Consider the following 11,686-nt stretch of genomic DNA (forward strand, 5'->3'; position numbering starts at 1 on the left):
CCGGGGGGGGGGGTTATTAATACCCGGGGGTTTATCCCCCTCCGGGGCGTCGACCCCGGTTTGCCGGGGAAACCCCCCCCCCGGGGGGGGGGGGGGCGCCCCCCGCCCCCGCCCCCCCACCGCCTGCCGCTGTCACGGGCGGACGGTGAGCACCAGCTTCCCCGTGACCCGGCCCGTGCCGCCCTCGGCGTGGGCCGCGGCGGCGTCGGCGAGCGGGTAGGTGGCGGAGACGTGCACGCGCAGCTGCCCGGACTCGGCGAGGGAGGCGATCGCGGCCATGCCCGCCTGGTCGTGCTCGACCAGCAGGGTCTTCGCCGTCACGCCCAACTCGGCGGCGCGCTCGGCCAGTCCTTCGAGGCCCTGGGGCAGGATCGACACCAGGACGCCGCCGGGCCGGAGCGTCTCCAGGGAACGCAGCCGGTCGTCCCCGCCCAGCGCGTCGAGGACCACGTCGATGTCGCGGGCCTCCCGCACGAAGTCGGTGGTGCGGTAGTCGATCACCTCGTCCGCGCCCAGGCCCCGGACGAAGTCGTGCTTGGCGGCGGACGCCGTGCCGATGACGTACGCGCCGCGCGCCTTGGCGATCTGCACGGCGACGTGCCCCACGCCGCCGGCCGCGGCGTGCACCAGGACCCGCTGCCCCGGCTGGACCCGCGCGGTGTCGACCAGGGCCTGCCAGGCGGTGAGCGACACCAGCGGGAGCGCGGCGGCCTCGACGTGGCTCAGCGCGGCCGGCTTGGGCACGAAGGCCCGGGCGGGGCCCGCGACGTACTCGGCGTGCGAGCCGACGCCGTACGGGTAGGGCAGCATGCCGAAGACCTCGTCGCCCGGCGCGAACAGCGAGACGCCGAAGCCGACCGCCTCGACGGTGCCGGAGACGTCCCAGCCGAGGGTGAACGGCGGCCGGCCGAGGAAGTAGCCGTGCTCGCGGTGCTTCCAGTCGGTGGGGTTGACGCCGGCGGCGTGGACGGCGACGAGGATCTGGCCGACGCCGGGCTCGGGGCGTTCGACCTCGGCCTCGTGGAGGACGTCCGGGGCGCCGAGGGTGGTCTGGGTGATGGCTCGCATGGTGTTCGTGGTCATGGACCAACCCTGCGGTCACGGCCCTGACCAGGGAAATGGCAAGAGTGCCAAAGACCGATAGGATCGTGCCATGCGCCCGATCGAACCCCTCGCCCTGCGCGACCGGCCGCCGCACCGCGTCGTCGTCCTCGCCCTCGACGGGGTCTACCCCTTCGAGCTGGGCATCCCCAACCGGGTCTTCCCGGGGGTGCCGGGGGCGTACGAGGTGGTGACCTGCGCCGCCACGGAGGAGCGGACGGTCGCCACGGTGGCCGACTTCACGATCACCGTCGGCCACGGGCCCGAGGCGCTGGAGAGCGCCGACACCGTCGTCATCCCGCCCTACGCGCTGCACCGCGTCACCGCCGACCTGCCGGAGGCGGACCGCGCTGCGCTCGCCCGGATCCGCCCCGGCACCCGCATCGTCTCCATCTGCACCGGGGCGTTCGCCCTCGCGGCCGTCGGCCTGCTCGACGGGCGTCCCGCCACCACCCACTGGGCGCTGGCCCCGGCCTTCCGTCGGATGTTCCCCCGGGTCCGCCTGGACGCCGACGTGCTGTTCGTCGACGACGGCGACATCCTGACCTCGGCGGGCGCCGCGTCCGGCCTCGACGTGTGCCTGCACGTGGTGCGCTCCGACCACGGCAGCGCCGTCGCCAACCAGGTCGCCCGGCAGTGCGTGGTGCCGCCCTGGCGCGAGGGCGGCCAGGCCCAGTACATCGACCAGCCGGTGCCCCCGGAGGGCGCCAACGGCACCGCCGCGACCCAGGCCTGGGCCCTGGAGAACCTCGACCGGCCGCTCGCGCTCAGGGAGTTGGCCGCGCACGCGCGGATGAGCCCGCGCACCTTCGCCCGCCGCTTCCAGGACGAGACGGGCACCAGCCCGGGCCGCTGGCTGATCCAGCAGCGGCTGCACCGCGCCCGGCACCTGCTGGAGACCAGCGACCTCCCGGTCGACCGGATCGCCACCGAGATCGGCTTCGCCACCGGAGCGTCGCTGCGCCAGCACCTGCACGCCGCGATCGGGGTGTCGCCCCAGGCCTACCGCAACACCTTCCGGGGCCAGGCCGCCGCCGCCCCGAGCGGGGCCTGAGCGGTTCCTCGGCGGGGCGGCCTCTCGGGGAGGGTGCACGGGAAGTCGACGGGGCCGACTTCCCGTGTCGTCCGTACCGCTCACCGGGTCCGCGTGGAGCCCGTGCGGAGGAGCTCCGCCGCGGTGCGGGCGCCGGGAGGGCCCGCACCGCGAGCCGCGGTGCCCCGCGGTAGCCGCTCCGGGTGACAGTTCGGGCGCGTACGCCGTGGCCCGGTTCGCCGGGGCGGAATGCTGTACCCGCCCGAGGCCCGGGGTGCGCCGGTACCCGCCGGCGCGGGGCCCGCGGCGTGCAGCGAGGAGGCGCGATGTCGAGCGGCGGAATCACCATGGGCCCTCTGCCGGACCCGTGGATCACGGCACGGGAGGTCACCGTCACCGTACCCGTGGGACTGGCGGGTGACCTCGACCGGATGAACCAGGTGATCAAGAACGTGATGACCCAACTCGGCCATCCGAACTGCCACTCCGGGTTCGACCTGAGGTTCCGGCAGTCGCTGGACTTCGTGGTCTCGCCCAAGGGCGATGTCGCGCAGGGCATCGCCCAGCCGTTCCTGGGCTAGGGCGGCCAGATGACCGGGCTCGGTGTCGGGCTCACTCACGTCCCCGGCGCCGAGCCGCTCCTCGAGGCCTGCGCCGACCTGCTGGAGGTCGTCGAGATCGAACCGCAGACGCTCTGGCGCGCCCGGTCGGACGGAACGACGGGCTGCGACGAGGAGGCGCTGCGCCGCCTCGCGGACCTCCCCGGTGCCCGGCTGCTGCACGGCGTCGGCAACCCGGTCGGCGGCTGCCGGCCGCCCGATCCCCGGCAGACCGCCCTCGTCGGCGAGTTGGCCGAGCGGCTGCGCGCTCCCTGGGTCAGCGAGCACCTGGCGTTCAACCGGACGGGCCGGGACGGCGAGGAGTTCCACACCGGCTTCCTGCTCCCGCCGCGGCAGACCCCCGAGGGCGTGCGGCGCGGCGTCGCCTCCGTGCGGGCCATGGCCGGGGCCCTGCCGGTGCCGCTCGCCGTCGAGATCGGTACCAACTACCTGCGGCCGCGCGCCGACGAGTTGCCGGACGGCCGGTTCGTCTCGGGTGTGGCCGACGGCGCGGGCTGCGGGCTGCTGCTCGACCTGCACAACGTCCTCGCCAACGAGCGCAACGGCCGGACGCCCGTCGACGGGCTGCTCGACGACCTCCCGCTCGACCGGGTCTGGGAGGTGCACCTCGCCGGCGGCTTCGAACACCGCGGCTACTGGCTGGACGCCCACTGCGGGCTGCCCGACGAGGAGTTGCTCGCGCTGGCGGAGCGGGTGCTGCCCCGGCTGCCGGCGCTGCGGGCGGTCCTGTTCGAGGTGACGGGCTCGGCGGTGCCGTACGTCGATCCGCGGGCCGTCCGGGACCTGCTGGTCCGCGTCCGCGAGCAGTGGCGGCCGCGGCCGGCGCTCGGGCCGCTCCTGCTTCCGCTGCCGCCGGGGCCGCCGTCGGTCGGTGGAAGGGGCGACGGGCGGGGCGAGGGGCCGGGCCCCGAGGAGTGGGAGTGCGCGCTGGGCGCGCTGGCGGTCGGCCGGGAGGCGGACGGCCCGCTCGCCCGGGAGCTGGCGGCCGACCCGGCGACCGCGCTGCTGCGGGAACTGGTCACGGAGCTGCGGGCGGGCGCGCTGGCCGGCACGCTGGTCCACACCGTCCGCCTGCTGCTGCTCACCCTGGGGGAGGCGGGGGTTCGCGCCCTGCTGGACGACTACACCCGCTCCCACCCTCCGGAGCCGTTCCCCACGGAGGAGGCGGTGGCGTTCGCCGCCCACCTGCGGCGCACCCGCCCGCGCGTTCCCTGGCTGGCCGACGTCCTGGAACTGGACCTCGGTCTGGTCCGGGTGCGACTCGACGGCGCGCCGCAGACGGTCCGCCTCGGCACCGACGCGAACGACCTGCTGAACGCGCTCGGCGCCGGCCGACTGCCGGTCGCCCCGCGCCGGGGCGAGTTCCTGGTCCGGCTGACGGCCTGACGGCCCGGCAGGCCGGCGTCAGTCGTGGAGGGTGACGTCGGGCAGTGGGCGGCCGGCGGCGTCGAACAGGGCGGTTCCGCAGTCGCAGTGCTCGCCGGCCAGGGTCTCGGTCGGGGGGAGTTCCCAGACCAGCATCTGCGCGCACTGCGGGCAGTTCAGGCTGACCAGGGTCGCCCCGGACGCCCCGGACGCCTCGGATTCCGATCCCCAGGCCCGGACCGGGAGGCCCTCGTGCGTCAACCCGGCCGGCTCGTGCCCGCCGGTCGGCGCGACCAGCAGCTCGTAGGCGTCGGTGCCGCCCTCCCGCACCAGGAGGGTGTAGCCGAGCTCCGCCAACACGTCGGCCAGGTGATCGAGTTGGCGGGCCGGGAGGTCACCGCGGCGCAGCGTCGGGTCGTCCGCGGCGGCCCGGTGGACGGCGTCGGTGTCGACACCCGTCGGCTCGGCCCCGAAGGCCCGTACCCGACCGGCCACGAACTCCGCCAGTCGGCCCGGGCGGTCCTCGCCGGTCCAGTCCATCGTGAACACCACCCGGTCGACCCGGACTCCCCGGGCCCGCTCGTCGGGGGTCAGGACCAGTTCCGCCAGCTCCGTCATGGCGGTCACGCTATCAACGGGCCGGGCTGCGCGCTCCCTTGGCCGGCCGGTGGCCCGGCGGGGCCGGGGAGCGCTCCGACCTGATCGGTCCCCTTCACGGTCCAAACACCGGACAACCACAGGGCCTCCCCACTAAGGTGAGGCCCGATCCACTGCTCGGCCTTCCCCGCGACCAGCGGGCATCCAGCATGCCCGCCGCCACGACAGGAGTGAACCGAACATGCATCCTCGTCCCCTCTGGAAGCGCCTCACCGGCGCGATCGTCCGCCGCGGCATCGGCGCCACCATAGGCGCGTTCGCGCTCGTCGCCGCCTTCGTCCTCGCGGGCACCGCCGCCGGCACCTCGACCGCGGCCGCCCAGCCCGCCGCGGTCGCCGGCACCGGCCAGTGGGCCTGCTCCGGCGCCGCCATCCCGGACGGCTGGGCCATCACCGCCTACAACAAGGACGGCTGCAGCGGCTGGGGCTCGTGGTTCCAGCAGCCGGAAGCGGACGGGCTCTACTCCTGCGGCGGCTCCCCGATCTACTCGGGCTACGTCGTCACCGACTTCAGCAAGTACGGCTGCAACGGGGTGGGTTCCTGGCGGCACAACCTCGTCAAGGACGGGATCTGGACCTGCGGCGGCTCCCCGATCGTCCCGGGCTACGTCGTGACCGGCTACCAGGTCCCGGGCTGCAACGGCGTCGGCGCCTGGTACCACCAGATCGCCCGGGTCGGCCTGCTCACCTGTCCCAACTCGCCGATCCCGCCGGGCTTCGTCTCGGGCGCGTACTGGGGATGGGGCTGCACCGGCCACGGCGGCTACTACCTCGGCAAGGCCTGACCCCGCACCCCGTCCGGCGCACACGCCCGGGGGCACCGCACACGACGTGTGCGGTGCCCCCGGCACGTTCCGGCAGGGCAGGGCCGCGCCTTCTTCCGACCGCGGGGCCGCCTCGATGCCCAACTCGGCTGTGCCGCAACGGTGTTCGACCAAGCCGAGGGTCGATACGCTGATCCGGTGTCCACCGGCCGGGCCCGCGTCGCGGACGAGCGCGGAGCGGCGGCTGACAGGGGCGACCGGGGAAGGCTGGTGCGCATGGTCCTGGGCAGGCGGAAGCGGCGGGAAGCGGACGAGGCACGCGCGAAGTTCATCGCCAACCGGGAGAAGGTCCGTGCGTGGACCGGCAGTTGGGACTGCCCTGAGGTGGACTGGCCGGCCTTCGAGGAGGTCCCGCGTCCGTGGCTGGTCCTGCCGCGCGAACGCGCCTGGTGGCTGGACCTCCACGCGCCCTTCCTGGAGCGGTACGACTGGTTCCTCGAAGCCACACCCCGGGCGAACGGCGTCGACGAACTGTGGGCGCTCTGGGAGTTCGGCACGGGCCACGCGTTCGAGCGCCTGACGATCCGCTTCCGCAGCGTCCTGGACCCCGAGTACCTGGCCGAGAAGCTGGCCCTCGGCATCGAGGCGGCGGAACTCGAAGGTTGGCAGGACGGCGACACCCAGAGCGCCTACGACTGGCTGTACGAGGGGGTCGGCGGCCTGGTCGGCACCGGCATGGTGCGCGGGAAGCACCGCCTGGGCTTCGTCCTGCTGGAGCTGACCTGCGCGGCGGTCGGCCGCGCCGACGTCATCACCGAACTCCGTGCCTCGCTCACGACCACCTCCCTGGAGGGAAAGCCCCTGAAGCCCGACGGCCGGGACTAGTACGACAGCCCACGCTCCCGGCCTGGCCGGCAAATCACACAGATCCCTCGGCCAAACCCGCCGTCGGCTACGAGGCGACCGTGCTCATCGCGGCCGTGAACGAGTAGCTGTCGGTAAGCCGCTACGGGAAGACAGGATTACCGTCCTCGCCGATCCATGGATGCTGGTCCGGCTGCCGGCCGACGGCTTGCCAGACGGCTCGTGCCGCAGCGAACTTCACGTCACCGGGGCCCGTGTCCGCTGGTGCCGTCACGATCTCCACGACGGAGACGAGCACGCCACGGGCCTCTTCGGGAAGGTGCATGAGCGCGTACCAAGCACCTTCCCGCGCCTCCGCCTCGATGCGTTGGTCATCGGCGCGGCCGGCGCAGGGCGCGGTGCCGTAGGACCGGCCGCGCCAACCGAACACGTCGGGCCCCATCCGCACCGCTGGCTCGGTGGCCACGGATCCGTGCACGGTGACCTGGGCAAACCGCGCCCATCGGCTCGTCTGGCGCAGCAGCCTGTACGTCCCCTCCACGATCCACATTCTTCCGCACGCGCTTGAGCGCGGGGCCCACCGGGATCGCTTCTGCGACGAGCTCCAGCGGCGGCGGGTCAGCGCGAGGTGGCGGGACCTGTCCTACCGAATCGGGACCTCCGCTCCCACGCTTCGAGTCATGACTCCCAAGAGACGGATCGTCGCCGCCGCGACCTCGCTCACGACCACCTCCCCGGAGGGCAAGCCCCTGAAGCCCGACGGCAGGGATCAAGGGCTGCCCCGTGACTGACCGTCGGGACGGCAGGGCGGCTCTTCCCGACTGCGACCCGCCGCAGGCCTTGACGGACGGGATCTGACGTCGTGCCATGAGAGGTCACACCGCGATGGGGGAGGACACGATGGCGGCGGAGAGACGCGACGGACCCAGTGGCGAGCCCGGCAGCCGCCGTGGGGTTCCACAGGGGAGCGCTCCGGAAACCCCGTCCGCCATCAACGAATGGGTCGGCCATGTCGTCGTGATCGTCCTGGCTCTGGTCGTCGTAGCTGTGATCGTCCTGGCGCTCGTCGTCCTGGTGATGATCGTGAGGAGCGCGGCATCCAGCGGATGCTCTCCGCACTGCGCCGGCAACACGCCCTTGTGGCACTGACCACCGACCTGCCCGCGAACCCGGGCGCCACCGCGCCGACGCGACCTTTTTTGGATTACCTGATCGGCATTTTGAAGCATTAATTTCGGTGGCGTGGAGGGCGCGTCTCCGCAGCCCGGACGCCGGATTTCCGTGGGTACCATCTCCATTCGAGAAGACCATGGGCGAACGCCGAAGGGTGCACTGTGTCCGACTCCGCAAAACTTCGTATTTTCGCAATGCTGGACGCGAATGGTGACGGTGTCATTTCCAGGTCGGAGTACCTCGCGAGGGTCGACCGGGTGGTGTCGGCCCTGGGGTTCGAGGCCGGGCATCCGGTCGTGCTCGCGGCCCGGGCCGCCCACGAAGGCGTGTGGCAGGACATGGACGCCGACCAGGACGGCCGGGTCACCTTCGAGGAGTACCGCGAGTGGGCCGGGCCCGAGGCGTTCGAGCGGTCCTGCCGGGCCGTCCTCGGTTCCATGTTCGACATCGCGGACGCCGACGCCGACGGGCGGCTGACCCGCGACGAGTTCGTCCGCCTGCGTACGGCGATGGGCAACGCGAAGTCCGATGTCGAGACGGCCTTCGAGAACCTCGACACCGATCGCGACGGCTACGTCGACCGCGACGCGTATCTGGAGGGGATCCGCGGCTTCGTGCTCACCGGAATCTCCGCCATGGCCCCCGTGTACGGCGACGGTGGCGTTCCACGGGAAGCGCAGCCGTCGCGCTGACGGTCCGCGGCTCCGGTTGCGGCGACCCGGTGCTCCCCGTGCGCGGGAAGTCGGCGGGGCCGACTTCCCGCGCACGGCGCGGGGTTCAGGGGTGGCGGGCGGCTTGGGTGCGGCAGTGGGCGAGGGCGTACTTGAGGCGGGTGTCGGCGACGGGGGTGGTGAGGAGCTCGCCGGCGGTGACGAGGGTGGCCCAGTACAGGGCGGGGTCGCCGGTGCGGGGGAGGGGTCGGGCGGCGGCGAGGGAGAGGTAGGCGGCACCGAGGTTGCCGGTGGTGAACCACCGGCTCAGGCCGTGCTGGTGGCCGGGGCGGATGCCGCCCATGGCCTCGATGGCGACCAGGAAGTGCTCGACGACGGCGAGTTCGGTGTCGGTGAGGGGCTTGGGGACGTCGAAGACGCCGAGGGCTTCGAGGAGTTCGCCGGTGTCGTGTTCGGAGCCGGGGCGGGGGTCGGCGAGGAGGGCGTCGTAGCAGTCGTCCAGGCGACGGGCGGTCTCGGCGAGCGGGATGGCCAGGGCGAGGCAGACCGCGCGGGCGGAGGGCACCGGCTTGCGGGTGCGGCGGCTGAGCAGCGCGTAGGTCTCGGCGGGGGTGCGGCCACGGGAGAGGGCGTGGCCGGCGAGAGTGGTGAGGTGCACGGGGGTTCGGGCTTTCAGGCGGTGACGAGCGTGGGGGCGGGGGCGGGGGCGACGAGGGCCCAGATGTACTTGCCGATGCCGCCGGGGCGCTCGGCGCAGCCCCAGCGTTCGGCGAGTTCGTTGACGAGGAACAGGCCTCGGCCGTGTTCGTCCTCGGGGGCCGGGGCGTGGAGGACGGGACGGCCGGATCCGGCGTCGTGGACCTCCAGCCTGAGGCAGGAGTCGACGAGGGTGAAGCGGACCTCGACGTGCCGGTCGTCGGGGGCGTCGGAGTGCTGGACGGCGTTGGCGAAGAGTTCGCCGAGGAGGAGCTCGGCGGTGTCCGAGTAGCGCTCGCCGGAGGGGAGTCCGGAGAGGTAGGCGCGGAGCAGGTAGCGCGCCAGCGGCGTGGACTCGGCGCGGGAGTCGAGGTGCGCGACGAACGCGCGGGGGCGGCTGTGGGTTTTGGGCATGGGGGTACCTCACGGGGGCGGAGGGGGGCGTGCGACAGGAGCGCGCACCATCACGCTACGCATGCAGATGATTGCGTTCCGGTCTCAATGATCGGCTGGCGGAGGTACGGTGATGGCCGAAATCGGGTACCACGCACGTGCGGTACGTCTGGGGGTCTTGCATGGCACACCGGCGGCTGAAGAGCGAAGTGACGGCCAGTTCGGCGCGCATCTTCGGCGAGGAGCTGCGGTTCTACCGGGAGATGGCCGGCTACACGCAGGAGCAGTTGGCGAAGCTGCTGCACTGCACCAGGCCGAACATCACGCGGTACGAGTCCGGCCAGAGGCGCATGCCGCCGGACCTGGTCGTGAAGGCCGACGTGTTGCTCGACACGGGCGGATCGCTGAAGCGGCTCTGGGACCGGGTGGACTGGAGCGTGGGGGTCGAGCATCCGGATTGGTTCCAGACTCATGCCGACATGGAATCTGAGGCCGTGGCCGCAAGGATCTTCCAGCTAGCCGTCGTGCATGGCCTCTTGCAGTGCCGCCAATACGCCGAATCGGTCCTGGCGGTCAGTGACGCGGCTGGAAAGCCCGAGGTGATCGAAGAACGAGTGGCGGCTCGTTTGGCGAGGCAGGGGCGGTTCCTGGAGCTGGAGGGGCCGACTCTGCTGGTAATCCTGGATGAGAGCGCGATCCGAACTGTCGTCGGCGGACCCGGAGTGATGAGACGCCAGATGCAGCACCTGCTGGACGTTTCGGCACTTCCGAACGTGGTCATCCAGGTTGTGCCGTTCACGTGTCGACCGGCCAACGCCGACAAGTCCATGGTGATGCTGGAGTTGCCGGATGGCCGCACCTGCGTGTACTCGGAGAGCCTCGATCGCGGACACTCCAGTGACGATCCGGCGATCGTTGCACGGCATCGCTGGAACTATGATCTGGTGCATGGGGCGGCACTGCCAGTAGCCGAGTCGCTCGCGCTGATCGCCGATGCGCTGGAAGGGTTCAGAAATGATGAGGAACGAGCTCGACGTGACCGCCTGGCGCAAGAGCAGCTACAGCGGAAGCAATGGAGGCGACTGCATCGAGGTGGCCCCCGGATTCCCCGGCCTCGTCCCCGTGCGTGACTCCAAGGACCCCCACGGCCCGGCGCTCGTCTTCCAGGCCGCCGCGTGGGAGGCGTTCGTGGGAGCCGTCCAGGAGGGTGAGTTCCCGGTATGAATCCGGTCTGGCGCAAGAGCAGCTACAGCGGCCCGGACGGCGGCGACTGCGTCGAGGTGGCCCCCGGATTCCCCGGCCTCGTCCCCGTGCGTGACTCCAAGGATCCCCACGGCCCGGCGCTCGTCTTCCCGGCCGCCGCGTGGGATTCCTTCATCGCCGCGATCCGGGGAGACGAGTTCCCGGGCGGCAGCTGACCGGGGATCGGCAGGACAGGGGCCGGGGCGCCCGGACGGCGCGCCCCGGCTCAGGCGCGCAGGTGGGCGAGGAGCGTGTCGGCGGACGGGTAGGGGCGTTCGGCGGGGAGGAGCCCTCGGGCGGCGTCCAGTTCCCCGTTCCGCACGTGGGCGTGGACCGTGTGCGCGAGCTCGGTGACGTCGGTGACCGAGACGATCCAGTCGTCCGCGTAGCGCCTGGCCGCCTCGCCGGCGAGGCCGAGCTGGAGGGAGCGGTGGGGGAGCGGCTGCAGGCGCAGGCCGCGCTCCGGGTCCCACTGCACGCGGGCCGGCGATCGCTTCAACTCCCGCTTCCAGGCAGCCTGGTCGGGGTGCAGCTCGGGTACGTAGTGGGACAGGCAGCTGTTCCCCAGCGCCCATTCGAAGCCCTCGCGGGTGATCTCGACGGCGAGGACGGTCTCCTGCCCCTCCTTCGTCCCCCATCCGCAGCGGTACATCATCCAGAGGAACGACGGCTTGATCCACGTCATCCGGTCCCGCTTCCACGCGGCCGGGAAGCGGCCGTCCCTGGCGGCGGGCAGGCCGATCTCGGGGGAGTACGCCTGGTAGACGGTCACGGTGGAGGCGGTGTGGAGGGCGCGGATCTCGAACTCGGGTTCTGGCACGGTGATCAGGATCAAGGATAGGCGAGCGCGGCGCCAGCGGATTCTTCGACGGCTGCGCTGAGGATCCGAAGGAGCCCCGCCGGAAGACGGCGGGGCTCGGGCCGTGACGGTGCGTCAAGTGGCGTGAACGGCTCCGCCCGAGCCGTTCATCTCAGCTGTCGCCCTCGGGTGCGACACGCAGACGGCCGTGGGGGGGCGCCCCGGGGGGGGGGGGGGGGCCGGCGGCGGGGGGGGGGGGGGGGGGGGCGGGGGGGGGGGGGGGGGGGGGGGGGGGGCGCCCGCCGCGGG

Annotated in this window: 15 protein-coding genes; 9 read left to right on the plus strand and 6 right to left on the minus strand. The window is 72.8% G+C overall.

All coding sequences use genetic code 11. The annotated features are described in order from the left end of the window. Window positions 1-132: 132 nt before the first annotated feature. Window positions 133-1,083: an NADP-dependent oxidoreductase gene (locus ACFY0X_RS00855; protein WP_387747324.1), complete on the minus strand. Its 951-nt coding sequence runs from the start codon at window positions 1,081-1,083 to the stop codon at window positions 133-135. Between the two features lie 70 nt (window positions 1,084-1,153). Here ACFY0X_RS00855 and ACFY0X_RS00860 point away from each other — a divergent pair, with 70 nt between their 5' ends. The 3 genes from ACFY0X_RS00860 (at window position 1,154) to ACFY0X_RS00870 (ending at window position 4,140) form a co-directional block, all read left to right on the plus strand. Continuing rightward, window positions 1,154-2,155 carry a GlxA family transcriptional regulator gene (locus tag ACFY0X_RS00860; RefSeq protein ID WP_387747326.1) on the plus strand — a complete coding sequence of 334 codons (1,002 nt, stop codon included), beginning with the start codon at window positions 1,154-1,156 and terminating at the stop codon, window positions 2,153-2,155. A gap of 305 nt (window positions 2,156-2,460) precedes the next feature. Continuing rightward, window positions 2,461-2,715, plus strand: coding sequence for a hypothetical protein (locus tag ACFY0X_RS00865; protein ID WP_387747328.1), 255 nt, complete (start codon window positions 2,461-2,463; stop codon window positions 2,713-2,715). Between the two features lie 9 nt (window positions 2,716-2,724). After that, window positions 2,725-4,140, plus strand: a complete 1,416-nt coding sequence (locus ACFY0X_RS00870; protein WP_387747330.1) for a DUF692 family multinuclear iron-containing protein — start codon at window positions 2,725-2,727, stop codon at window positions 4,138-4,140. Window positions 4,141-4,158: 18 nt separating this feature from the next. Here ACFY0X_RS00870 and ACFY0X_RS00875 read toward each other — a convergent pair whose 3' ends face one another. Next, window positions 4,159-4,737 (minus strand): hypothetical protein, encoded by a 579-nt coding sequence (locus ACFY0X_RS00875; RefSeq protein ID WP_387747332.1) that lies wholly within the window; start codon window positions 4,735-4,737, stop codon window positions 4,159-4,161. Window positions 4,738-4,957: 220 nt separating this feature from the next. On the opposite strand from ACFY0X_RS00875, the gene ACFY0X_RS00880 reads away from it, so the two are divergent. Then, the gene (locus ACFY0X_RS00880) at window positions 4,958-5,560 is read left to right on the plus strand and encodes a hypothetical protein (protein WP_387747334.1); all 603 of its coding nucleotides are present in this window, start codon (window positions 4,958-4,960) and stop codon (window positions 5,558-5,560) included. Between the two features lie 255 nt (window positions 5,561-5,815). Beyond that, window positions 5,816-6,424 (plus strand): hypothetical protein, encoded by a 609-nt coding sequence (locus ACFY0X_RS00885; protein ID WP_387747336.1) that lies wholly within the window; start codon window positions 5,816-5,818, stop codon window positions 6,422-6,424. A 121-nt stretch (window positions 6,425-6,545) separates the two neighbouring features. On the opposite strand, the gene ACFY0X_RS00890 is transcribed toward ACFY0X_RS00885, so the two are convergent. Then, on the minus strand, window positions 6,546-6,944 hold the full coding sequence (locus tag ACFY0X_RS00890) for a hypothetical protein (protein WP_387747338.1): 399 nt from the start codon (window positions 6,942-6,944) through the stop codon (window positions 6,546-6,548). 793 nt (window positions 6,945-7,737) lie between these two features. Here ACFY0X_RS00890 and ACFY0X_RS00895 point away from each other — a divergent pair. Continuing rightward, window positions 7,738-8,268 carry an EF-hand domain-containing protein gene (locus ACFY0X_RS00895; RefSeq protein WP_387747340.1) on the plus strand — a complete coding sequence of 177 codons (531 nt, stop codon included), beginning with the start codon at window positions 7,738-7,740 and terminating at the stop codon, window positions 8,266-8,268. An 85-nt stretch (window positions 8,269-8,353) separates the two neighbouring features. Here ACFY0X_RS00895 and ACFY0X_RS00900 read toward each other — a convergent pair whose 3' ends face one another. Both ACFY0X_RS00900 and ACFY0X_RS00905 read right to left on the minus strand, forming a co-directional pair. Then, a complete protein-coding gene (locus tag ACFY0X_RS00900) occupies window positions 8,354-8,905 on the minus strand; it encodes a hypothetical protein (protein WP_387747342.1) in 552 nt (183 codons plus the stop codon). 14 nt (window positions 8,906-8,919) lie between these two features. Continuing rightward, on the minus strand, window positions 8,920-9,357 hold the full coding sequence (locus tag ACFY0X_RS00905) for an ATP-binding protein (RefSeq protein WP_387747344.1): 438 nt from the start codon (window positions 9,355-9,357) through the stop codon (window positions 8,920-8,922). 161 nt (window positions 9,358-9,518) lie between these two features. On the opposite strand from ACFY0X_RS00905, the gene ACFY0X_RS00910 reads away from it, so the two are divergent. From ACFY0X_RS00910 to ACFY0X_RS00920, 3 genes are read left to right on the plus strand one after another with little or no spacing between them, the layout of a single operon-like run. Next, the gene (locus ACFY0X_RS00910) at window positions 9,519-10,466 is read left to right on the plus strand and encodes a helix-turn-helix domain-containing protein (protein ID WP_387747346.1); all 948 of its coding nucleotides are present in this window, start codon (window positions 9,519-9,521) and stop codon (window positions 10,464-10,466) included. Beyond that, window positions 10,429-10,560, plus strand: coding sequence for a DUF397 domain-containing protein (locus ACFY0X_RS00915; RefSeq protein WP_387747348.1), 132 nt, complete (start codon window positions 10,429-10,431; stop codon window positions 10,558-10,560). The genes ACFY0X_RS00910 and ACFY0X_RS00915 overlap by 38 nt, the downstream gene beginning before the upstream one ends. Beyond that, window positions 10,557-10,754, plus strand: a complete 198-nt coding sequence (locus tag ACFY0X_RS00920) for a DUF397 domain-containing protein (RefSeq protein WP_387747350.1) — start codon at window positions 10,557-10,559, stop codon at window positions 10,752-10,754. The genes ACFY0X_RS00915 and ACFY0X_RS00920 overlap by 4 nt, the downstream gene beginning before the upstream one ends. Before the next feature lie 50 nt (window positions 10,755-10,804). Here the strand turns inward: ACFY0X_RS00920 and ACFY0X_RS00925 are convergent, their stop codons facing one another. Then, window positions 10,805-11,398 (minus strand): DUF4291 domain-containing protein, encoded by a 594-nt coding sequence (locus ACFY0X_RS00925; protein ID WP_387747352.1) that lies wholly within the window; start codon window positions 11,396-11,398, stop codon window positions 10,805-10,807. Window positions 11,399-11,686 lie beyond the last annotated feature (288 nt).

The organism is Kitasatospora sp. NPDC001547 (assembly GCF_042894165.1).
Taxonomy (GTDB): domain Bacteria; phylum Actinomycetota; class Actinomycetes; order Streptomycetales; family Streptomycetaceae; genus Kitasatospora.

Bases quoted from the DNA above. Each gene is read 5' to 3' on its own strand.
- ACFY0X_RS00855 (WP_387747324.1), bottom strand. From the start codon at position 1,083: ATGACCACGAACACCATGCGAGCCATCACCCAGACCACCCTCGGCGCC.
- ACFY0X_RS00860 (WP_387747326.1), top strand. From the start codon at position 1,154: ATGCGCCCGATCGAACCCCTCGCCCTGCGCGACCGGCCGCCGCACCGC.
- ACFY0X_RS00865 (WP_387747328.1), top strand. From the start codon at position 2,461: ATGTCGAGCGGCGGAATCACCATGGGCCCTCTGCCGGACCCGTGGATC.
- ACFY0X_RS00870 (WP_387747330.1), top strand. From the start codon at position 2,725: ATGACCGGGCTCGGTGTCGGGCTCACTCACGTCCCCGGCGCCGAGCCG.
- ACFY0X_RS00875 (WP_387747332.1), bottom strand. From the start codon at position 4,737: ATGACGGAGCTGGCGGAACTGGTCCTGACCCCCGACGAGCGGGCCCGG.
- ACFY0X_RS00880 (WP_387747334.1), top strand. From the start codon at position 4,958: ATGCATCCTCGTCCCCTCTGGAAGCGCCTCACCGGCGCGATCGTCCGC.
- ACFY0X_RS00885 (WP_387747336.1), top strand. From the start codon at position 5,816: ATGGTCCTGGGCAGGCGGAAGCGGCGGGAAGCGGACGAGGCACGCGCG.
- ACFY0X_RS00905 (WP_387747344.1), bottom strand. From the start codon at position 9,357: ATGCCCAAAACCCACAGCCGCCCCCGCGCGTTCGTCGCGCACCTCGAC.
- ACFY0X_RS00910 (WP_387747346.1), top strand. From the start codon at position 9,519: ATGGCACACCGGCGGCTGAAGAGCGAAGTGACGGCCAGTTCGGCGCGC.
- ACFY0X_RS00920 (WP_387747350.1), top strand. From the start codon at position 10,557: ATGAATCCGGTCTGGCGCAAGAGCAGCTACAGCGGCCCGGACGGCGGC.